This is a genomic window from Streptomyces eurocidicus (genome assembly GCF_002891295.1).
GTDB lineage: Bacteria > Actinomycetota > Actinomycetes > Streptomycetales > Streptomycetaceae > Streptomyces > Streptomyces eurocidicus.
This window is the reverse complement of the sequence record NZ_LGUI01000002.1, coordinates 767,430-788,755: the sequence shown is the minus strand read 5'-3', so window position 1 is coordinate 788,755 and position 21,326 is coordinate 767,430. Positions and strand designations below refer to the sequence as shown.

Genomic DNA, 21,326 nt, shown 5'->3' with positions numbered 1-21,326 from the left:
GGTCGCGGCGGCACCCACCACCTTTCCGTCCGGTGCCGGCCGGGAGAATGGGGCCAGGTACCGCTCCTGGGTGTACCTGGCCCCCCTGGGGCGAGGGGGCCGGCCCGTCACGCCGGGACGACCCCGGCCGGCTCCGCGGGTGGCCTGGTCTCCAGGACGGTCGCGGTGCCCGCGACCGGGGTGAACTCGTGCATGGTGAGGACATCGCCCGGAGCCAGGTGCCGCCATCGCGAGGGGATCAGCGGCAGGAGCCGTACGACGGCCGTTCCCCCGGGTGGCAGTTCCGGGGTGTCCTCCACCCAGAGGGCGGCGATGTTCAGGGCGGGCCCGCCGTCGGGCGCGCGGTTGCCTATGTTCCACATCGGCTTCAGGACGCCGGCCCCCGGCAGAGGGAGGCGCCTCCCCGTCCCGGCGGCGGGCCGGAGCACGAGCTCGGCCCGGATGATGCCGCTCCGGGCCTCGGCCGCTCGCCACCCGCACCAGGCCGCGCCCCGCTCCATCCGGAGCTCGCGGGCGGCCTCCGTCATCGACTCCCAGAAGCCCACCGGCAGCGGACCGGCGCCGCCGAGTTCCTCCAGCAGCCGGAGCGCCGTCTCCCACTGGTCGTGGGCGAGGTAGTCCCAGACGTCGTCCGCGGTCAGGGCGTCCCCCGCGGAGGCGTCGTCGGGCGCCAGCAGGGAGGCGGCTTCCAGCAGTTCGAGAACGTACATACGCCGATTGTGCCGCCGACGGGCCGCGGAGCGGTCCGGGCCCCGCTTACCCGTCGGCGGACCGTGGCCGGGCCGCGGGTCAGTGCCCGGCCGGGGCGCCGGTGACGCCGCGGATCAGCTCCGCCGCCTTCTCCGCGATCATGATGGTGGGCGCGTTGGTGTTGCCCCGTACGAGCGTCGGCATGACCGAGGCGTCCACGACCCGCAGGCCGCCCACCCCGAGCACCCGCAGTTCGTGGTCGACCACGGTGCCGATGGCGCAGGTGCCCGCCGGGTGGTAGAGCGAGTGGAGGTGGCGCCGGGCGTGGTCGAGGAGGTCGCGTTCGCCGTCCGAGCGCGGTACGAGGTGGTCGGCGCGCCGGTGTGCCCGCAGGGCGGGCCGGTCCGCGATGTCGAGCAGGATCCGCAGGGCGCGTACCGCCGTGGCGCGGTCCTCCTCCGTGGTGAGGTAGTTGTGCGTGATGCGCGGCTTGGCGCTGGGCATCGTGGACCGGAGGGTGACCTTGCCCCTGCTGGTGGGCTCCAGCAGGACGGCGCCGTGGCTGAAGGCATGGGCGGTGGGGGTGCCGAGGCCCTCCTCGACGTACATCGCCGGCATCGCGTGGAGCTGGATGTCGGGCGCGTCCAGCCCGTCGCGGGTACGGAGGAAGCCGCCCGCCTCCCCCGCGTTCGAGGTGAGCGGCCCGCGGCCCTCGGACTCCAGCAGCGCGAGGTTCTCCGGGGACTCCGCGGTCATCAGCGACTCGGTGTCGGTGAGGTGGACGAGGGGCAGGTTCGGGTGGTCCTGGAGGTTCTCACCGACGGGGAGGTCCACCCGGGGCGTGATGCCGAGGGCCGCGAGCTCCGGGGCGACGCCTATGCCGGAGAGCATCAGCAGCTGCGGTGAGTTGTAGGCGCCCGCCGCGAGGACGACCTCCCGCTCGGCGCGCAGTACGACCGGCTCCCCGTACCGTTCGGCCTCGACGCCGACGACCCGTTCGCCCGAGAAGACCAGCCGGGTGCACTGGACCCCGGCGAGCACCGTCAGGTTCGGCCGTTCCAGGGCGGGGCGCAGGTAGGCGTCGGCGGTGCTGCACCGCAGGCCGTTCCGCTGGGTGACGTCGTAGTAGCCGACGCCGTCCTGCTCGGGGCCGTTGAAGTCCGGGTTGAACCGGTGGCCCGCCTCGCGCGCGGCTTCCACGTACGCCGTCATGAGCGGGTTGCGGGAGCGGCCCCGGCTGACGGTCAGCGGGCCGCCGGCCGCGTGCAGGCCGGCGGCGCCGGCGTGGTGGTCCTCCGCGCGCAGGAAGCACCGGAGGACCTCGTCCCAGCTCCAGCCCTTGGCCCCGGCGGCGGACCAGGCGTCGTAGTCCCGGCGGTTGCCGCGGATGTAGATCATCGCGTTCATGGAGGACGAGCCGCCGAGCATCCGGCCGCGCGGGAGGTAGGCGCGGCGGCCGTCCAGGCCCGGCTCGGGCTCCGTCTCGTAGTCCCAGTCGTACTTGGTCCGGAACAGCTTCACCATCGCCGCCGGGATGTGGATCTCCGGGGCGTCGTCGGGCGGCCCGGCCTCCACCAGCAGGACCCGGATACCGGGGTCCTCGGTCAGCCTGGCGGCCAGTACGCAGCCGGCCGAGCCCGCCCCCACCACGATGTAGTCATGGATCTCGTCGTGCATGGGCTTCCCCTCCCCGTGGACGGCGTGCCGACCGCTGCGGCCCCCAGGGCCGGACCATATGCGGACAAGACGATGAACACAGCCGCTTACCGGCCACCGGCCGTCGGGGTCCGGCCATTCACGGGCCGCCGGGGAGGAGCGGGGGCCCGGGGGAAGGCGGCCCCGGGGGCACGCGCCCCGGGGCCCGGCCGGGGGCGCCCGCCCCCGGCCCACGCGCGTCCGCCCCGCTACGCGCCGGGCACCGGCCGCACGCCGCTCACGCCTCCGCCTTCTCGCGGCACTCCGGGTGCCCCCAGCCCTTCGCGTTCTTGCTGATGGACTCCCCGGCCGCGTACGAGCGGCCGCACACGCACCGGCCGGCGAACTTCGCGCGGAGGGTCTTGGACGTGCGCGAGCCCCTGGCCGCCGAGGGCTGCCCGCTCCTCGGCGCGCCGGACCGCCCGCCCTTCGGGGCCTCGGTGCGCGCCGCCGGGACGGGGAGGCCGGCGGCCCCGTGGGAGGTGCCCGCGGGCTGCTGGGCGACGGCGGCGTCGCTGGCGGCCTGGTCGGCGATGGCGTTCAGGTGGTCGCCGTCCGCCTGGTGCGCCGGTACGTAGCGGAACTCCACCGCGCGGCCGGTGAGCAGGGCGTCGATGCGGACGACCAGTTCCTGGTTGGCGACGGGCTTGCCGGCCGCCGTCTTCCAGCCGTTCCGCTTCCAGCCGGGCAGCCATTTGGTCACGGCGTTCATGGCGTACTGCGAGTCCATCCGCACCTCCAGGGGCACGGCCGGGTCGGTGGCGCCGAGCAGCCGCTCCAGCGCCGTGAGCTCCGCGACGTTGTTCGTGGCCCGGCCCAGCGGGCCCGCCTCCCAGCGCTCGGGGGTTCCGTGCGGGTCGGCTATGACCCAGGCCCAGGCCGCGGGCCCTGGGTTGCCCTTCGAAGCCCCGTCACAGGCGGCGATGATGCGATCAGACATACGTCGATGATCTCAGCTCCCGGACCTCCCCGGGGCCGCCGACGCCTGCGCGGCGGCCCGGCGGCGGGCCGCGGCCGCCCGGTCCGGGTCGCCCAGGCGGTCGGCGAGCCGGGCGTGGGCCCGCCAGTTGTACGGGCTCACCGGGCGCAGGCCGGTGCGCTCGCTCAGCAGGGTGCGGGCCACGCCGGCCCGGTCGGCGCGCAGGGCGGCCTCCAGCAGGGTCCGCTGGACCGCGTCCCGCTGGGCGTGGCTGCCGCCGAAGGTGTGCAGGCGGTACCGGACCGGAAGCAGGAGGTCCACCGCCTCGCCGTACCGGCCCCGCCCGTACGCGAGGAGCGCGCGGATCACCGGGAGTCCGGCCTCGGCGGTCATCGCCGCGTTGGACACCTCCGGGCCGGTGCGGGACCGGAGCCACGCCTCCCGGTCCCGGACGAGGCGCTCGGCGTCGGGGAGCCGGTCGGCGCCGACGTAGGCCATGACGGCGTGGACGTCGTTGAAGACGTAGTAGGCGCCGTCCCGCCGCCCCGCCCAGGCGTCGGCGAGCGCCGCCCAGCGGCCGCCGGTACCGGCGTCGGCCAGGTGCAGCCGCCACAGCAGGGCCGAGGCGTCCAGCAGCTCCATCGCCAGACCGGCGGATCCCTCGTGGTGCAGGGCGGCGTCGTGGATCTCCAGCGCCCGGTCCGTGCGGCCCGTCTCCAGCAGGTAGAGGGCGTAGTGCCACCAGTTGTGCACGCGCAGGTAGTTGCCCTCGGACCAGTCGCCCGTCCGGTCGTCCAGATAGCGGATGCCGTCCGCGAAGCGGCCCTGCATCTCGTAGGAGTGCACCACGGCGTGGATGCCCCACACGTCGCGCGCGTTGCGCTCGACGGCCTCCAGTCCCACTTCCTCGGACCGGCCGTAATGGCCGGCCTCCTCCAGGCCGAAGGCGTACATGCCGAGGAGGTGTCCGTAGTGCGGGTCGTCCTCGTCCCAGGCGGACAGCGTCCCGCCGACGCGGTCGCGCAGCAGTTCGGCGCTGCCGGTGAAGAAGTCGATCTGATGGCCGACGGCCAGGGCCAGCGCGTCGCGCGGATGCGCCACGCCGATCTCGCCGAGGACCCGGCCGGCCCGGTGGAGATCGCCCGCCAGCCAGGAGGACGCCGCCGCGACGTGCATCCGCTCGCGCGGGGTCACGCCGGCGAGGTCGGTGTCACGGAGGAACCCGCCGAAGGACTCGCGGGCCCCGGCCGCGTCGTTCTCCTCCGTCCCGAGCAGGCCGAGGTAGGCCGTGAGGACGTTGGCCATGACCGAGCGCGGGGAGGCGCGGACGGCCGCGCCGGCCTCCTCGCCCACCTCCTCGCGGAAGAAGAGCAGGTGGTCCAGCGCCTTCTCGTAGTGCCGCACCGCGTCGGCGTCCGTGTACGTCATCGCCTGCGCGTGCCGGTCCGTTCCCACCGGAGGTACCTCCCGTACGGGCCCGGCCTTCCCGACATGGGTTCCCGCCGCCCTCCGGGCCTCGCGGCGGCGTTTCCATCCCTGCCCCCCGGGGCGGGCCCGGATGCGGCCCGGCGCCCCCGGGAAGAACGGGGGCGTCCGTCCTGTTGTCCGGTCGGCGGGCGCGGGCCCGCTCCGCCCGGGAAGGACGCCCACCGTGCCGTACGCCAGGACCCCGGACGGGGTCCGCATCGCCTACCAGCTCCGTGGCGCCGGGGACCCGCTCGTCCTGCTGGCCGGTCAGGCCAACAGCCATCGCTGGTGGGACGGGGTCCGCGAGGACTTCCACGTCGCGCGCAGCACCCTCACGCTCGACTACCGGGGCACCGGCGGGAGCGACGAGGCCACGGATCCCGTCGGCACCCGGGACTTCGCGGCGGACGTGATCGCCGTGCTCGACGAGCTCGGCATCGAGCGGGCGGACGTCTACGGCACCTCCATGGGCGGACGGGTCGCCCAGTGGGTGGCCGCGCTCCACCCGCGGCGGGTCCGCACGCTGGTCCTCGGCTGCACGTCGCCCGGCGGCCGGTACGGCGTCGAGCGCGGCGAGGACGTGGTCCGGTCGCTGGCCCACCCGGATCCGGCCCGGGCGCGGCGGGCCCTGCTGGAGACGATGTACACCCCGGCGTGGCTCGCGGCCCACCCCGGCCCCTTCCGTACCCTGGGCGACCCCGGCATGTCCGCCCTCGCCCGGCGCCGGCACCTGGCCGCGAGCCGCCGGCACGACGCGTGGGACGCGCTGCCCGGCATCCGCTCCCCCACGCTGGTGCTGCACGGCGGCGACGACGTCCTCAACCCCACGGCGAACGCGCCCTTGCTCGCGGGCCGCGTCCCGGGTGCCCGGCTGGAGCTGATCCCCGGGGCGAGGCACGCCTACTTCGAGGAGTTCCGCGCCCTCGCGGGACCGCTCGTACTCGACTTCCTCGACGGGGCGGCGCGGAGGACCTGACCGCGTCGGGGAACGGGCGGCCGGCGGTGGCGTCGTCAGGGGGCGGCCGTCCCGCACGCGAAGGCCGGTCCCCGCGCACATCGGGTGGCCGCCGGACCGCGTCCCCGGGGTGCGGCGGTACGAGCCGCCGGGCGGGCGCGATCCCGGTCCCGCCGATCGGCGCCGGGCATCGGAGCGGCTTCGCGCCCGGGAGTGCGGTCCGTCGGCGCCTGTCCCGAGGCCGAGGCCGGCCGGCTGTGCCCGGGGACGCCGTTCCTTGTTGTGTACGGTCGACACGGTTTCAGGGCCTGGCAGGCGCGGACGCGGGAGTGGTGACGATGGGCGACGAGCGGGACGAGTGGGCCGGGACGGTACGGATCCTCTGGGAACCCCCGGCCAGGCCCCGGCGCGGCCCCAAGCCCGCCCTGAGCCTCGACCGGATCGCCCGCGCCGCCGTCGGGATCGCCGACGCGGAGGGGCTCGCCGCGCTGTCCATGCAGCGCCTCGCGGAGCAGATCGGGTTCACGAAGATGTCGCTCTACCGGTACGTGCCGGGCAGGGCCGAACTCGTCGCGCTGATGGTGGACACCGCGATCGGCGAGGCGCCGGCCGAGGACCCGGAGCGGGGCCACTGGCGGGACCGGCTCAGCGCCTGGTCGCACCGGCTGGTGACGGTGTTTCAGGAGCATCCGTGGCTGCTCGACGCCACGACCGGTGTGCGGGTCATGGGTCCCCGGGAGCTCGACTGGATGGAGCGGGCCCTGTCGGCCCTGGACGGCACCGGCCTCTCCGGCGGCGAGCGGATGGACGCCGTCGTCCTGCTCACCAGCCATGTCCGCGGGATCGCCCAGCAGTCCCGCGCGGCCGGCCGGGCCGGCGGTCCCGAGCGGCGACTGGCCACCGTCCTGGGCCGGCTGGTGGACGAGCACGGTGAGCGCTATCCGGCACTCGGCGCGGCCCTGGCCGCCGCGGCCGCGCCCGGGGAGCGGGACCGGGCGCTGGAGTTCGGCCTCCAGCGCGTCCTGGACGGGCTGGAGGCGCTCGTCGCCCGGCGCGCGGGCCGGCCGCGGGACGAGGCGTAGCCGAGAGGGCGGACCGGAGCCCGGGACGCGGCGCGGGCGGCCGGAAGACCCGCGCCGCCGCGCCCATGGAGCCGGACCCGCACGCGTCACGGCGTGAGAGCGCGCTCCGCCAGCAGGACGCCGATGACGCTCGCCGCCTCCGAGATCTCCCCCGAGCGGACGGCGTCCACGGCCGCCTCGAAGGGCACCCACCGCAACGTCATGCCCGCCTCGGTCGGGTCGCGTCGCACGGCGCCCCGGAAGAGGCCCGTGGCGAGGTAGAGGTGCACGACGGCCGGGGTCCGCGACGGGAGCGGGTGGAACGCGGTCAGGTGCCGGAGGTCGCGCGGGCACCAGCCCGTCTCCTCCTCGCACTCCCGCCGCGCCGCGTCCAGGGGGTCCTCGCCCTTCCCGATCCCTCCGCCGGGAACATGGAGCAGCCGGGTCCCCAGCGGGTAGCAGGCGTCCTCGACGAAGGCCACCCGGCGCCGGCCGTCGACCATGACGATCCGGGCGCCGTCCGCGATCTCGACGTGGTCGTACGTCCCTTCCACGCCGTGCGGCTGGACGACCCGGTCGCGGTGGACGGTGAGGTGCGGCCCTTCGTGCACGATCTCGGTGCCCAGACGGATCCATCCGTGCTCTTGGTGGCGGTCGGCCATGTTCCCCCGGTCGTCGTCGAGGCGGTGTGCCGCCCTGGGTAACGCGCGACCGCATGAGCCGTTGTGGGTGCGGGACGAGTGGTTCGGGTGAGAACCGCACCGCGAGCTCAATCCGTTCACATGCTTCGAGATCCCGCGGGACGCGGGGACGGCGGCCGGGGCCGGGGCGACCGCTGGGTCGCCGAGCGCGGCGGGGCGTGCCGCCCGGCCTCAGCCGAGCGGGGCCGCCACGCGCGCGTGCGGGCTGCGCTCCGTGTCCGTGCCGGGCACGGGGGCCGAGGCGTCCGCGCCCAGGGCGACGATCCGGTTGTCCGCGTCCACGTGCACGACCTTGGGGACCAGGCCGCGGGCCTCGGCGTCGTCGACCTGGGCGTAGCTGATGAGGATGACGAGGTCGCCGGGGTGGACGAGGTGGGCGGCGGCGCCATTGATGCCGATCACGCCCGAGCCGCGCTCGCCCTCGATGACATAGGTCTCCAGGCGGGCGCCGTTGTCGATGTCGACGATGTGGACCAGCTCGCCGGGCAGCAGGTCGGCCGCCTCCATGAGGTCGGCGTCGACGGTCACCGAGCCGACGTAGTGCAGGTCGGCCTGGGTCACCGTGGCTCGGTGGATCTTGGACTTGAACATGGTGCGCAGCACAGCGTCACATCTCCCTGTGATGAAAAGGGTCGCGGCCCCGAAGGGGTACGCGCCGTCGTGGGCAAGGGTAGACGGGCGGGGTCCCGGAGGAGGCGGGGGGCCTCCCCCGGGACCCCGCCCCGGGTGCGCGCGGCGGAGGTCAGCGGGGCGTCTCCGTCTCCGCCACCTGCTCGGTCTCGGCCCGCTGGAACTGGGTGCGGTACAGCTCCTCGTAGCGGCCGCGCGCGGCGAGGAGTGCGGCGTGGGTGCCGCGTTCGACGACGCGCCCGTCCTCGACGACCAGGATGAGGTCGGCGGCCCGGACGGTGGACAGGCGGTGGGCGATGACCACGGCGGTGCGTCCCTCCAGTGCCTCGCCCAGGGCCTCCTGGACGGCGGCCTCGGAGGTGGAGTCGAGGTGGGCGGTGGCCTCGTCGAGGATGACGACGCGCTGGCGGGCCAGCAGGAGGCGGGCGATGGTGAGCCGCTGCCGTTCGCCGCCGGAGAGCCGGTAGCCGCGCTCGCCGACGACCGTGTCCAGGCCGTCGGGCAGGGAGGCCACCAGGCCCTCCAGACGGGCCCGCCGGAGGGCTGCCCAGATCTCGTCCTCGGTGGCCTCGGGGCGGGCCAGGAGCAGGTTGGCGCGGACCGTGTCGTGGAAGAGGTGGCCGTCCTGGGTGACCATGCCGAGGGTGTCGCGCAGGGACTCGGCCGTCAGGTCCCGTACGTCGACGCCGCCGAGGCGTACGGATCCGGCGTCGGCGTCGTAGAGGCGCGGCAGCAGCTGGGCCATGGTCGACTTGCCTGCTCCGGAGGAGCCGACGAGGGCCACCATCTGGCCGGGTTCGGCGCGGAAGGAGACGTCGTGCAGGACCTCGGTGCCGCCGCGGGTGTCCAGGGTGGCGACGTCCTCCAGGGAGGCGAGGGAGACCTTGTCGGCGGACGGGTAGGCGAAGCGGACACCGTCGAACTCGACGGACACGGGCCCGTCCGGCACCCGGCGGGCGTCCGGCTTCTCGGCGATCAGCGGCTCCAGGTCGAGGATCTCGAAGACCCGCTCGAAGCTGACCAGGGCGCTCATCACCTCGACGCGGGCGCCGGCGAGGGCGGTCAGCGGGGCGTAGAGGCGGGTGAGGAGCAGGGCGAGGGAGACGACGGCGCCGGGTTCGAGGCTGCCGCGCAGGGCGTAGAAGCCGCCGAGTCCGTAGACGAGCGCCAGGGCCAGGGCGGAGACGAGGGTGAGGGCCGTGATGAACGCGGACTGGGCCATGGCGGTGCGGACGCCGATGTCCCGCACCTTGCGGGCGCGGGCGGCGAACTCGGCGGACTCGTCGGCGGGCCGGCCGAAGAGCTTGACGAGGGTGGCGCCGGGGGCGGAGAAGCGCTCGGTCATCTGGGTGCCCATGGCGGCGTTGTGGCGGGCCGCCTCACGCTGGAGCCCGGCCATCCGGGAGCCCATGCGGCGGGCGGGGACGACGAACACGGGCAGCAGGACGAGGGCGAGGAGGGTGATCTGCCAGGAGATGGTGAGCATCACGCCGAGCGTCAGCAGCAGGGTGACCAGGTTGGCGGCGACGCCGGAGAGGGTGTTGCTGAAGGCCCGCTGGGCGCCGATGACGTCGTTGTTGAGGCGGCTGACGAGCGCCCCGGTGCGGGTGCGGGTGAAGAAGGCGACCGGCATCCGCTGCACGTGGTCGAAGACCGCCGTGCGCAGGTCGAGGATGAGGCCCTCACCGAGGGTGGCGGAGAGCCAGCGGGTGAGCAGCCCCAGCGCCGCCTCGGCGACGGCGATCAGGGCGATGAGGAGGGCGAGTCTCGTGACCGTGCCGGCGTCGTCGCCCCGCACGATCGCGTCGACGACCCGGCCGGCCAGCACCGGGGTCGCCACGGCGAGGAGTGCCATGACCACGCTGAGCAGCAGGAACTGGCCGAGGCGCCGCCGGTGCGGGCGGGCGAAGGCGGCGATGCGGCGCAGCGTCGCCCGGGAGAACGGCCGCCGGTCCTGCTGGGCGTTCATCGCGCTGTGCAGCGATGTCCAGGCGGTGACTTCCATATCCATCGGGGTTCCTCCGTCGTCCTCGGGCCTTGCCTCAACGCTAAAACCTCGACCATGGTTGAGATCAAGCCGAAGAGATGTCCCGAGTGTCGGAGATAAGAGGGTTCATTGCAATGGACCCGATACGCCCCTCCTCGCTCCCCGGCCGCGCGTCCGGAACGCCCGCCACCAGGGCGGACCCGCGTTCCGCCGGGCACACGGAAGAGCCGCCGGCCTCCCTTCCGGGACGACCGGCGGCTCCGGGACCCCCGGACCCGTCACCCGAACGGGGCGGCCGGGGGCGCGACGCCCCTAGGCGCCGAGCTCCGCGCGCCAGGCGGGGCTGTCCACGTAGTGGTTGTCGAAGCGCTCGGACGAGTCCTTGATCTCCTGCGGGCTCGCCTCGCCCCGCATCACCCGGCCCAGCAGCCGCAGGTAGTCGAAGCGCGCCATGCCGGGCGTGAAGACGAACAGCACGTCGGCCGTGCGGCCGGGGGCCGCCGCGAAGGCGTGCGGGGTGTGCGGCGGGACGACGAGGGAGTCGCCGGCGTTCAGGACGACGACCTCCTCGTCCACCAGGACGCGCAGCGAGCCGTCGATGACGAAGAAGAGCTCGGCGGCGCGGGTGTGGAAGTGCCCGGGGGCGCCGACGGCCCCTTCGGCGAACGTCGACCGGTAGCTCGTCAGCAGGCCGCCGGTGGTGTCGGAGTCGGCCAGCAGGGTCATCACGCTGCTGGGGTCACTGGTGGTCTCGGCCTCCGAGGCCCGGGTGAGCACCGCGGCGAAGTCGGGCTTACGGACGTTCTCGGTGTTCTCGCCGGTCATGGCGCTGTTCCCCTCGTTCCACGGCGCGTTCGCCGCCTTGTGACCACAACTTTAGGTGAAACCAAAGACTTTCCTCATGGTGCAATCAAGACCGGAAATCCAAGGTCAATCGGGGTGCCCGGCTCCGGGAAACGCGCAGGGCCCCGCCCGGAGGCGGGGCCCTGCGGCGTGGCACCTCGACGGCAGGTGCTCACGCGCCGCCCGGCGTCGGCCGGGCGGCGTGCTCATCCCCGCCGGACCGTCAGGTGCGGTAGGCGAAGTAGACCGCCCCCGGGTTGGACGCGATGATGCTCGCGACCGACTTCCGGTAGGTGTTGGTCGAGTGGTACGTCAGGTACGGGACGCCGGCCCGGCTCCGGTACGTGGTCATCATGGAGTGGTCCTTGGACCCGTCCCCGTCGAAGTCCATCTGCAGGATGTCGCCGACATCCATCTGGTAGACGTTGGCCAGGTTGACCGCCCGCTTGGAGGAGAGCGTGAACCACGCCCACTCGTTGGCGCCGACCCAGGAGGTCGTCTGGGCGGTGCCGTCGTACCACCAGTTGCGGTAGTCCGTCGCCGAGCCCGAGTCGTTCTTCCAGCCGCCGGCCCGCAGCGCCTGGCTGATGAAGTTGGTGCAGTCACCGCCCTCGCTGTTGAACTTCCGGTACGCGGGGTTGTAGTTCCGCCAGTACTTCTCCGCGTAGGCCGCCATGGCCGCGTAGTTGTAGCCGGCGGTGCCGCGGGTCTTCGGCTGCGGCCGCGCGGGCCACGACGTGGCGGCGGGGGTCCCGTCGAGACCGCCACCGGTGTTCGCCGTCGCCACCGCGGTGCGGGGCTCGTTGATGGGGCTGGGGCCGGAGTCCGTGGGACGGATGCCGGTGAGCTCCCACTTACCCTTGGACGAGCTGGTGAAGTTCAGCTCGTGGTGGGCCCGGAAGCCGGTCGTCGACGGCTCGTCACCGCGGATCTTCTTGTAGGTGAGGGTGGTGACCTCGGTGACCCGGACCGTGGCCCGGCCGCCCTTGACGCTGGTCATGTCCACCGACACCTGGGTGTCACCGGAGGTGTACGCCTCGCCCAGGGACGCGAGGCGCGCCTTGCGGGTCCGGAGCGTGGAGAGCCCGCTGTCCTCCGTCCGCGCCAGCGCGGCCGAGAGGCGTATGTTCCCCGGGTTCGTCTGCTTGGACCGCGCCGACCGGCCGTCCAGGAGCGCCGCCGTGCGCTTGGCCAGGAGGGCGTCGGCGAGAGAGGCGAAGGTCTTGGTCGTCGCGCTGTCCGCGGCGCGCGGGGCCGGCACCGCGTTCGCGGTCGACACGGGCAGGAGCACGGCCGAGACGGCCATCGTCAGTACCGCCCCCACGGCGGTTCTTGACGTCGTTTGTTTCACGATGTTTCCCCTTGTCACCCGGTCCGGACGGACCGGGGGACGGAATCTTCGCACACGCTTCCGTTTTCCGATCAAGTAGGCGAGGAAGCGCGGGCGCGAAGCCCTGTCACGTGTGCCGTACAAGCTTCCGCTTGTGCCCGGGAAGGGGTGCGGGGAGTGAGGGGAAGGGAACAACCGGTGGCCGGCGGGCCCACCGCCGCGCCCCCTGATTCCCGCTCACTCCCGTCCCCGACCCCCCACGCCCGGCTGGCTCGCCGCACGGGCCATTGCCACCGGGGCGACCATCAACTTAGGCTTACCTAACCATACGGAGGCGGCCGCATCCCGCCGGCCTCCGGCATGCCGGGCGCAGGTGGCGGGGCGCCGGACGGCGCCACGACGAAAGGGGTCGCACATGACCGGGGCGGGAAGCGGCGAGGAGCGCGTGACGGCGGGCTGGCAGGAGCGCGGCACGGTCGCGCGGCTGGCCTTCGGGCAGATGGGCACTCAGCTGCTGAGGACCGCGGTCCGGCTGGAGGTCTTCGACCGGATCGGGGCGGGCGAGCGGACGGCCGAGGGCCTCGCCCAGGACCTCGGCACCCATCCACAGGCCACCCACCGGCTGCTGCGGGCGCTGGCGGGGCTACGGCTGCTGGACGAGACGGCCCCCGGCACCTTCACCACGACCGCGGCGGGCGACCTGCTGCGCTCCGGCACCCCGGGCACCATGCTCGCCATGGCCCGGATGTTCACCGACCCCGCGATGCTGCGCGGCTGGGACCTCCTGGAGGAGAGCGTACGGACCGGGCGGACCTCCTTCGACGCGGTCTTCGGCACCGACTTCTTCGGCCACCTCAGGGCCCACCCCGAGCTGTCCGCCGAGTTCAACACGGCGATGAGCCAGGCCACCCGGCTCCTCGCCGAGGCCCTCCCCGGCCACTACGACTTCGGCCGCTTCGGCACCGTCGTCGACGTGGGCGGCGGCGACGGCACCCTGCTCGCCGCCGTCCTGCGCGCGTACCCCGGCACCCGGGGCGTCGTCCACGACACCGCCGAGGGGCTCGCCCAGGCCGCCGCGCGGTTCGCCCGCGAGGGCCTCACCGACCGGACCGCCCTGGAGACCGGCGACTTCTTCGCCTCGGCCCCCGCGGGCGGTGACCTCTACATGCTGAAGAGCGTCATCCACGACTGGGACGACGAGCGGTGCGCGACCATCCTCCGGCACATCAGGAAGGTCGTGCCGGCCGACGGCACCCTGCTGATCATCGAGCCGGTCCTGCCGGCCACCGTGTCCCCGGAGGCCCCCGACCTGACCTACCTCAGCGACCTCAACATGCTCGTGAACGTCGGCGGCAGGGAGCGCACCGCGGCGGACTTCGCCGGGCTGTGCGCGGCCGGCGGGTTCCGGCTCGACGCCATCACCCCCATGCCGCCGCCGAACGTCTTCCAGCTCATCGAGGCGAGGCCGGCCTGACCACGGGCGCCCGGTGAAGCACACCGCGAACACGGCGCACGACCTCACGAGATGACCGGGAATGGACCGGACGGGAGCCCTCCGGACGGTACAGGATCGGGGGACGTGAGCCGGTCCGGCCGCCGCCGGTTACGCCGGAGCGGCGACCGGCCCGGACCGGACCCGTCCCCCACCCCTGGAACCACTCGTGACCAACACCGCACCCGACGCCCCCGGCCGCGCCGCGCCGGCGGCCGCCCCCGTACGGCCGCCGCTCCTGTTCTCCGTGCTCGGGCCCGTGCGGGCCCGGCGCGGTGGGGAGCTCCTCCACACCGGTTCGCCCCAGCAGCGCGCACTCCTGGCCGCGCTGCTGCTGCGCGGCGGACGCACCGCCACCGCACCCGAGCTGGTGGACGCCCTCTGGGGCGACGAACCACCCCACGCCGCCCTCGCGGCACTGCGCACCTACGCCTCACGACTACGCAAAGCCTTCGGCCCCGACGCCGACACCCTCATCAGCGAATCCGGCGGCTACGCCATACGCACCGGCCACGGCTGCCTCGACACCGACCGCGCCGAACACCTCGCCACCCACGCCGAAAAAGCCCGCACCACCGGCGACCGCACCCGCGCCCGCGAACTCATCAACGAAGCCCTCGACCTCTGGGACGGCGAACCCCTCGCCGGACTCCCCGGCCCCTTCGCCGAAACCCAGCGCACACGCCTCGAAGAATGGCGCCTCACCCTCCTCGAAACCCGCCTCGACCTCGACCTCGAAGTCGGCGCCCACGCCGAAGCCGTCGCCGAACTCACCGCCCTCACCGCCGCCCACCCCCTCCGCGAACGCCTCCGCGAACTCCTCATGCTCGCCCTCTACCGCAGCGGCCGCCAAGCCGAAGCCCTCGCCGTCTACGCCGACACCCGCCGCCTCCTCGCCGACGAACTCGGCGTCGACCCCTGCCCCGAACTCTCCGAACTCCAGCAACGCATCCTCCAAGCCGACACCGACCTCGCCGCCGTACCGGACCCCGCACAGGGCGGCCACCTGTTCGTACGGCCCGCCCAGCTGCCCGCGCCCGTCGCCCACTTCACCGGCCGCGCGGCCCTGGCGGCCGCGCTCCGGTCGCAGGTGACCGAGGCCCGCGGCGGCGCGCCCGCGGTCTCGGCCGTCGCCGGGATCGGCGGCGTCGGCAAGACCAGCCTGGCCGTCCACGTGGCCCACGCCGTCCGGCACCACTTCCCGGACGGCCAGCTCTACGTCGACCTCCAGGGCGCCGGGCCGGGCCCGGCGGAGCCCGACGCGGTGCTCGGCGCGTTCCTGCGCGCCCTGGGCGCGGCCGACTCCTCGATCCCGGGGAACACGGAGGAGCGCGCGGCCCTCTACCGCTCCTTCCTCGCGGACCGGCGCGTGCTCGTCCTCCTCGACAACGCCCGCGACGCCGCCCAGGTCCGCCCCCTGCTGCCCGGGGCGGAGAGGTGCGCGGCGATCGTCACCAGCCGCGCCCGGCTGTTCGACCTGGAGAACGTGCGCCTCCTGGACCTGGACGTGATGAACCCGGACGAGGCGCTCGCCCTCTTCACCGACATCGTCGGCGCCGAGCGGGCGGGCGTGGAGCGCGAGGCGGCCCTCGGCACCGTCGCCGCCTGCGGCTTCCTGCCGCTGGCCATCCGCATCGCCGCCGCCCGGCTGGCCGCCCGCGCCACGTGGACCGTCGCCCACCTCGCCCGCAGGCTCGCCGACGAGCGCCGCCGCCTCGACGAGCTCCAAGCCGGCGACCTCGCCATCGAGGCCACCTTCGACCTGGGCTACCACCACCTCGAACCGGGCCAGGCCCGCGCCTTCCGGCTCCTCGGCCTGCCGGACGGGCCCGACCTCTCCCTCCCCGCCGCGGCCGCCCTCCTGGACCTCGGCACCGACGACGCCGAGGACGTCCTGGAGTCCCTCGTCGACACCTCGCTCCTGGAATCCGCCGCACCGGGCCGCTACCGCCTCCACGACCTCGTACGCCTCTACGCGCGCGCCCGGGCCGAACGCGAGGAGCCGCGCTCCGGGCTCGACGCCGCCATGTCCCGGCTCCTCGACTTCTACCTGGCGACGGCCGCGGGCGGTTACGCCCTCGACCGGCCGGGCGACCGGCTCGGTGCCCACCTGGAACCGGTCCCGGCGCCCGGGCTCTCCTTCCCCGACAGCCGTTCGGCGACCGACTGGCTCCTCACCGAGGTCTCCTGTCTCCTGGCCTGTGTCCGGCAGCAGGCGTCCGGCGACGGTCTGCGGCGCTCCGTCGACCTGCTGTTCGTGGTGAAGGACCTGGCCGAGAACGGCATGGGGCGAAGGCTGTTCGGCCAGGTGGCCGACGCCGTCCTGGCCGCCGCGCGGGAGGCCCGCGACCGCCGGGCCGAGGGCCGCGCGCACACGATCCTGGCGTACCACCACGGCCTGACCGCGCGGTTCGCCCAGGCCGAGGAGCACGCCCGGCGGGCCGTACTCCTGGGGGACGCCACGGCGGACCCGCTGGCCTTCTGCCAGGCGGCGAACCTCCGCGGCTCCCTCGCCACCTGGCGGAAGCGCCCCGAGGAGGCGGCGGGCCACCTGGCGACCGCGCTCCGCGCGTTCCGCGCCGACCGGAACCTGCCGGGCGAGGCCAGCGCGCTGAGCAACCTCTCCCGCGCGTACCTGGACATGGGCCGCCCCGGTCTCGCGGCGGACCTCGCCGAGCGGGCGCTCGCCCGCTACGAGGCCGCGGGCCCGTCCTGGCGGCGGGCCAACGCCCTCTACGCCTACGGCATCGCCCTCACCGAGAGCGGTCGCCCGGCCGAGGCCGTGCGGAGCCTCACCGACGCGCTCGCGGTCTTCCAGGCCGGCCGGCAGCGCTGGTGGGAGGGCATGACCGCCTGGCGCCTCACCGTGGCGCACCTCGCGACCGGCGACCCCGCCGCGGCGGCCCGGCACGCCGAGCTCGCCCTGACCGTCCTCCGCGACCTGGGCGACGACCTGCGGAGCGCCCACGTCCTGACACTGCTGGGCCACGCGCTCGGGCCGGTCGGGCAGGAGGACCGGGCACGGGCGTGCTGGCGGGAGGCGCTCGCCACGTACGAACGGCTGGGCGCGGCCGAACGGACCGAGGTCCAGGGGCTGCTGGCGGAGCGGTCCCTGCGGTGACGACGCCCGCCGGGCGGCCGCCGCCGGGCGGGCGAAGGCCCGTCAGCGGGATGTCAGGCGGGCTTCACACCGCCCTGCCAGTATCGGTCCGGCCGGGCGGCGCCCGGCAGCCGTTCATGGGTCGCCGATTCACCGGGAGCGGACATGGCCGTCAGACGCGAAGGACACCGAAGCCGCGTGCCGGGCCGCGGGGTACGCCGGGCCGTGGTCGTCGCCGCCGTCGCGGGAGGCGCGGTGCTGCCGGTCGCGCCGCCCTCCTCCCCGGCCTCCGGCGCGTCCGCGCCCGCCGCCGAGTGCCAGGTCAGGCCCGACGTACGGCACACGGACTGGACCCCGATGAACTTCCTCGGGGACGTGGTGTGCCCGCACAACCTCGTCAACACCCGGGTCCAGTCCACGACCCAGAGCCCGGTCAACGGGCGGATGGCCTTCTCGCCGAGCTGGTTCGTGTGCTGGAAGCCCGGCACCCCCCAGCAGGGCAGTGACATCTGGTACTACACGCAGGCCGACACCGTGTCCGGCAACAAGCGCACCAAGGGCTGGGGTTACCTCCCGGCGGCCGAGCTCCAGGTGACGAGGCACCCCGTCCCGGGGCTGGCGCGGTGCAGCTGGTCGAAGGCGTCGACGGCTCCCGGGGGTTGAGATGCGTACGAGGACCGGAAGCCGGCGGGCGTGGCCGGCGGCCGCGCTGTCCCTGGGGCTCCTCGCCGCCGGCTCCCCCGCCGTGGTGGCGGAGAGCACCGGCGGGCAGGACGCCACGGCCACGTGCGGGCCGCGGAACCAGCGGCACCAGGACAACCTGGGCAACGTCTTCACGCTGGACCTGTTCTGCGACAACCTCGGCGCGGACGTCCTCGGGCGGTCCGCCTTCAACGCGCCGGTCACCGGCAGGCTCAAGCTGTCGCCGAGCTGGTTCGTGTGCTGGACGGAGGGTGAGGCCCCGCCGGGCCAGACCAGGGTCTGGTATTACACGCAGGGGGACGAGGTGGTGACCCAGCCCGGGCTCAAGGCGTGGGGCGTCGTCCCCGCCCGGGTCGTGCAGACGCCACGGCACCCGTACCCGGGCCTCCCCCGGTGCTCCTGGGTCTGACCTTCGGACCGCGGGCCCTCAGCGGGCCCCCTTCACCCCACCGTCCCCACAGTCCGGGAGTTCCCGTCATGGCATCAGGACGACGTCACGCACTCGTCTCGGCGGCCCTGCTCGGCAGCGTGCTGTCACTCGCTCCGCTCCTCGGGCCCGGTGACACCGCGCGCGCCGTGCCTGCGGCCGCCGCCCGGGAGCAGGTGCGCAACGGTGTGAACGGCGAGTGGCGCCTCTGCCCCTACACCGGCACCCACCCGGAGCTCGGCAAGGGGCATGCCAACGACGCGGTGGGGCACGCGCAGTGCGTCCTCAACAAGGTCTACGGCTACCGGAACGTCGTCCCCGACAAGATCTTCGGCGAGGCGACGCTGGCCGCCGTCAAGGACTTCCAGCAGTCGGTCGGGCTGACCGCCGACGGGTTCGTGGGCCCCAACACCTGGGCCGCCCTGCACCCCTGACCGCAAGGGCGGGCGCGGGGCTACCGGTCGGAGTCCGCGGCGGATCCCGGCGGCGCGACGGCGGCGCCCTGTGCCGCCATCAGGCGGACGACGGCTCCGACGGTCGGGGCCCCGGCGAGGTCGTCCTCGCTGATCCGGATGCCGAACTCCGTCTCCAGGACGAGGGACAGCTCGACGAGCGCGAGCGAGTCGAGCTCGATCTCCTCGGGGGTGGCGTCGTAGGTGATGAGGTCCGGGTCCACGTGCAGCTTTCCGGCCAGGATGTCCCTGAGTGCTTCGTACAGCGCCTCGTCACGCATCCGGCGTCCTTTCCGGGGTGGTCGGGGGGCGGGCGGCGCGGCCGGCCGCCCGTACGGAAGGGGGACGGGGTCACGGGTTGGCGCCGACCGTCGGCCGCGGTCGCCGCCCCTTCCCGTCCTTCTTGCCGTGCTGGGGGACGGCGCGGGCCAGGAGCGGCCCCCGCAGCCCCGCGAGCAGCTCGCGGTAACCGGGCTCGGGTACGGGCTCGAAGTGCATGCCGAAGGGTTTGTAGAAGTTGCCGAACAGCCCGCGGTCGCCGAAGAGGTGCCAGGGAAGCAGCAGCAGCGCCCACTCGGGGCCGATCAGCCAGATCCACAGGGCGGCGACCGCGCCCTGTGTGACCAGGCTGTGCATGGTGTTGTAGAGGACGTAGTAGACCTTGGAGATCTCCTTGTCGGGGCTGCGGCGGTAGGCGATCGCGCCGGGGATGTAGCCGACGAGGTCGATGTAGAGGAACAGCGCGACGGCCGGTCCCCAGCGGATCTCGCCCGCGTGCGCGATGATCAGGCCGGTGGTGACGGCGAAGCCGACGAGGTATTCCGAGCGGTGCAGTTTGGCGGTGGTGGGGGTGTCGAACGGGTTTGCCTGGTCCATGACTCATCCCTCGGGGGTGTTCTCGGCGTTCTCGTCCGGAGCCGGCACTGCGGAATCGTTCCTCTCCGGTGGCCGCGGCGACAGCCGTTCCTGGTGCGTGACGTCGGGGAAGAGACCGGTCACCGCCCAGGCGACCGTCTCCTTGATGACACGCTCCGCGATCGGGTCGAGGATCCCCTCCATGCTCGGGATGCCGAAGTCGAACTCGGCGTCGAAGCGCACATGGACGTCGCCGGCGTCCTGCCGCAGCTGCCATGTGCCGCGGAACTCGTCGAAGTCCCCGTGCGTCTGCTCGAACCCGATCCGCAGCGCGCCGGGGTCGAAGGACTCCTCCTCCGACCAGGACAGCAGCCCGCTGCGGAAGTAGAGCTCCCAGCTGGAGCTGCCGCCCTCGCCGGGCACGCTGCGGTGCACGGTCGTCGCCCTTACGTGGGGCGCGAGTTCGGGGTAGCGCTCCCAGGCGAGCAGGGCGTCGAAGACCTCCCGGGCCTTCTCGCCGCGTACCGTCGCCTCCAGTTCCACGCGCCGCATGTCAGCGTCTCCCTTCCGGCATCGTCGTCGCGCCCGAGCGCAGGGCGCGGCACGCCCGGTCGAGGGAGTCCAGCAGGAAGTCCGCCTCGCGGTCGGTGAGCGTGGCGGGCGGGGTGAACCGTACGACCGAGCTGCCGATCATGGAGTGATTGGCGATGACCCGCCGGTTGAAGAGCTCCATGAGCAGTTCGCCGGCGAGGCCGGGCTCGGCGAGCTCGACGCCGATGAGGAGTCCACGGCCGCGTACCTCCACCGCGAGCCCGTCGCCCAGGGTCGCCCCGACGACCTCCTTGATCCCCGGCAGGAGGCGTGCGCCGAGCTCCCTCGCCCGGGTGATCAGGTCCTCCTCCCGGATGGCCCGGATGACGCCCTGGACGGCGGCCATGAGCACCGGCTGGCCCGAGAAGGTGGAGGTGTGGATGTAGGGGTCCTTGTCGAAGGGCCGGAAGGTCTCGCGGGTGGCGACGGTCGCCGAGACCGGGACGACGCCGCCGCCCAGGGCCTTGCCGGCCAGCAGGATGTCGGGCCTGACGCCCTCGGCGTCGGCGCCCCACCAGTGCCCGAGGCGGCCCAGACCGGTCTGCACCTCGTCGAGGACCAGCAGCCCGCCGTACTCCCGCACCAGCGACTCGACGCGGCGCAGATAGCCGTCCGGCGGGACCACCACGCCGCCTTCCCCCTGTACCGGCTCGACGAGGACGCACACCTCGCCGGGGTGCCCGGCCAGCTCCTTCGCCAGGGCGTCGGCGTCGCCGTAGGGCACGTGCGCGACATCGGCGAGCAGGGGCCGGAAGGGCGCCTGGTAGACCTCCTTGGCCGTCGCCGACAACGCGCCGAGGGTCTTGCCGTGGTAGCCGCCGGTCATGGCCACCGTCCGCCTGCGCCCTCCGGCGCGGGCCAGCTTGAGCGCGGTCTCCACGGCCTCGGCGCCGGAGAGGCTGAAGTGCACGCGGTCCAGCCCGGCCGGGGTCACCGAGACCAGGGCCTCGGCGGCGTGGGCCACCGTCGGCTCCAGCAGGATGCGGGTGGCCGTGGGGTGCGTATCCAGCTGGCGCCGCACCGCCTCCGTCACCAGGGGGTGGCGGGCGCCGGTGATGAAGACGCCGTAGCCGCCGCAGTTGAGGAAGTTCGCGCCGTCGGCGGTGCGCAGCCAGGCCCCTTCGGAGGCCACCTCCATATGGCCGCCGAAGAGTTCGGCCAGGGTGGCCCTGCCCTTGCTGAGGTGGGCGCGGTAGAGGCGGAGGACGTCCTGCTCGGTTCCGGCGTGGGGCGGGCCCTGTGCCTGCGCTTCGCCGGGGGTGGGGGTGGGGGTCCGGGAGTGGGCTTCGGTCACTGGCGGGTTCCCTTCGGGACAGGAGGGTGGGCCTCTTCCGTACGGGCCGGCTCCTCCGTACGGCCCGGCTCCGTACGCGCCACAGCCGTACGGGCCGTCGCCGTACGGGCCGCTGTGATACGGGCCGCCGGGGAG

20 protein-coding genes are annotated in these 21,326 nt (G+C 74.2%); 7 read left to right on the top strand and 13 right to left on the bottom strand.

Features of this window, described 5'->3' with window-relative positions:
* Window positions 1-107: 107 nt before the first annotated feature.
* The 4 genes from AF335_RS08300 to AF335_RS08285 form a co-directional block, all read right to left on the bottom strand.
* The gene (locus tag AF335_RS08300; protein ID WP_102917609.1) at window positions 108-710 is read right to left on the bottom strand and encodes a hypothetical protein; all 603 of its coding nucleotides are present in this window, start codon (window positions 708-710) and stop codon (window positions 108-110) included.
* A gap of 79 nt (window positions 711-789) precedes the next feature.
* Window positions 790-2,367, bottom strand: coding sequence for a GMC family oxidoreductase (locus AF335_RS08295; protein ID WP_102917608.1), 1,578 nt, complete (start codon window positions 2,365-2,367; stop codon window positions 790-792).
* A gap of 256 nt (window positions 2,368-2,623) precedes the next feature.
* Complete coding sequence (locus tag AF335_RS08290) at window positions 2,624-3,325, bottom strand: ribonuclease H family protein (protein WP_102917607.1); 702 nt, start codon at window positions 3,323-3,325, stop codon at window positions 2,624-2,626.
* A gap of 12 nt (window positions 3,326-3,337) precedes the next feature.
* A complete protein-coding gene (locus tag AF335_RS08285) occupies window positions 3,338-4,759 on the bottom strand; it encodes a tetratricopeptide repeat protein (protein WP_102917606.1) in 1,422 nt (473 codons plus the stop codon).
* 196 nt (window positions 4,760-4,955) lie between these two features.
* Here AF335_RS08285 and AF335_RS08280 point away from each other — a divergent pair, with 196 nt between their 5' ends.
* Together AF335_RS08280 and AF335_RS08275 are read left to right on the top strand one after the other, a co-directional pair.
* Window positions 4,956-5,747, top strand: coding sequence for an alpha/beta fold hydrolase (locus AF335_RS08280; protein WP_102917605.1), 792 nt, complete (start codon window positions 4,956-4,958; stop codon window positions 5,745-5,747).
* A gap of 317 nt (window positions 5,748-6,064) precedes the next feature.
* Window positions 6,065-6,808, top strand: a complete 744-nt coding sequence (locus tag AF335_RS08275) for a TetR/AcrR family transcriptional regulator (protein ID WP_102917604.1) — start codon at window positions 6,065-6,067, stop codon at window positions 6,806-6,808.
* Window positions 6,809-6,894: 86 nt separating this feature from the next.
* On the opposite strand, the gene AF335_RS08270 is transcribed toward AF335_RS08275, so the two are convergent.
* The 5 genes from AF335_RS08270 to AF335_RS08250 form a co-directional block, all read right to left on the bottom strand.
* Window positions 6,895-7,449, bottom strand: a complete 555-nt coding sequence (locus AF335_RS08270) for an NUDIX domain-containing protein (protein WP_102917603.1) — start codon at window positions 7,447-7,449, stop codon at window positions 6,895-6,897.
* 210 nt (window positions 7,450-7,659) lie between these two features.
* Window positions 7,660-8,091, bottom strand: a complete 432-nt coding sequence (gene panD, locus AF335_RS08265) for an aspartate 1-decarboxylase (RefSeq protein ID WP_102917602.1) — start codon at window positions 8,089-8,091, stop codon at window positions 7,660-7,662.
* A gap of 139 nt (window positions 8,092-8,230) precedes the next feature.
* Complete coding sequence (locus tag AF335_RS08260) at window positions 8,231-10,129, bottom strand: ABC transporter ATP-binding protein (RefSeq protein ID WP_102917601.1); 1,899 nt, start codon at window positions 10,127-10,129, stop codon at window positions 8,231-8,233.
* A 288-nt stretch (window positions 10,130-10,417) separates the two neighbouring features.
* Complete coding sequence (locus AF335_RS08255) at window positions 10,418-10,930, bottom strand: cupin domain-containing protein (RefSeq protein ID WP_102917600.1); 513 nt, start codon at window positions 10,928-10,930, stop codon at window positions 10,418-10,420.
* A gap of 241 nt (window positions 10,931-11,171) precedes the next feature.
* Window positions 11,172-12,299: an amidase domain-containing protein gene (locus AF335_RS08250; RefSeq protein ID WP_244926959.1), complete on the bottom strand. Its 1,128-nt coding sequence runs from the start codon at window positions 12,297-12,299 to the stop codon at window positions 11,172-11,174.
* A 394-nt stretch (window positions 12,300-12,693) separates the two neighbouring features.
* On the opposite strand from AF335_RS08250, the gene AF335_RS08245 reads away from it, so the two are divergent.
* The 5 genes from AF335_RS08245 to AF335_RS08225 all read left to right on the top strand — a co-directional run bounded on the left by AF335_RS08245 (window position 12,694) and on the right by AF335_RS08225 (window position 18,433).
* Window positions 12,694-13,752, top strand: a complete 1,059-nt coding sequence (locus AF335_RS08245; RefSeq protein ID WP_102917599.1) for a methyltransferase — start codon at window positions 12,694-12,696, stop codon at window positions 13,750-13,752.
* Window positions 13,753-13,939: 187 nt separating this feature from the next.
* Window positions 13,940-16,891, top strand: a complete 2,952-nt coding sequence (gene afsR / locus AF335_RS08240; RefSeq protein WP_102917598.1) for an SARP-family global regulator AfsR — start codon at window positions 13,940-13,942, stop codon at window positions 16,889-16,891.
* Window positions 16,892-17,068: 177 nt separating this feature from the next.
* Window positions 17,069-17,533: a hypothetical protein gene (locus tag AF335_RS08235; protein ID WP_102917597.1), complete on the top strand. Its 465-nt coding sequence runs from the start codon at window positions 17,069-17,071 to the stop codon at window positions 17,531-17,533.
* Window position 17,534: 1 nt separating this feature from the next.
* Complete coding sequence (locus tag AF335_RS08230) at window positions 17,535-17,981, top strand: hypothetical protein (RefSeq protein ID WP_102917596.1); 447 nt, start codon at window positions 17,535-17,537, stop codon at window positions 17,979-17,981.
* Between the two features lie 68 nt (window positions 17,982-18,049).
* Window positions 18,050-18,433, top strand: coding sequence for a peptidoglycan-binding domain-containing protein (locus tag AF335_RS08225; RefSeq protein WP_102917595.1), 384 nt, complete (start codon window positions 18,050-18,052; stop codon window positions 18,431-18,433).
* A 20-nt stretch (window positions 18,434-18,453) separates the two neighbouring features.
* Here the strand turns inward: AF335_RS08225 and AF335_RS08220 are convergent, their stop codons facing one another.
* The 4 genes from AF335_RS08220 to AF335_RS08205 all read right to left on the bottom strand — a co-directional run bounded on the left by AF335_RS08220 (window position 18,454) and on the right by AF335_RS08205 (window position 21,191).
* A complete protein-coding gene (locus AF335_RS08220; RefSeq protein WP_228773148.1) occupies window positions 18,454-18,732 on the bottom strand; it encodes an acyl carrier protein in 279 nt (92 codons plus the stop codon).
* A gap of 70 nt (window positions 18,733-18,802) precedes the next feature.
* Window positions 18,803-19,327, bottom strand: a complete 525-nt coding sequence (locus tag AF335_RS08215) for a hypothetical protein (protein WP_228773149.1) — start codon at window positions 19,325-19,327, stop codon at window positions 18,803-18,805.
* A 3-nt stretch (window positions 19,328-19,330) separates the two neighbouring features.
* Window positions 19,331-19,858 carry an SRPBCC family protein gene (locus AF335_RS08210; RefSeq protein ID WP_102917594.1) on the bottom strand — a complete coding sequence of 176 codons (528 nt, stop codon included), beginning with the start codon at window positions 19,856-19,858 and terminating at the stop codon, window positions 19,331-19,333.
* Window position 19,859: 1 nt separating this feature from the next.
* On the bottom strand, window positions 19,860-21,191 hold the full coding sequence (locus AF335_RS08205) for an aspartate aminotransferase family protein (RefSeq protein WP_244926958.1): 1,332 nt from the start codon (window positions 21,189-21,191) through the stop codon (window positions 19,860-19,862).
* Window positions 21,192-21,326 lie beyond the last annotated feature (135 nt).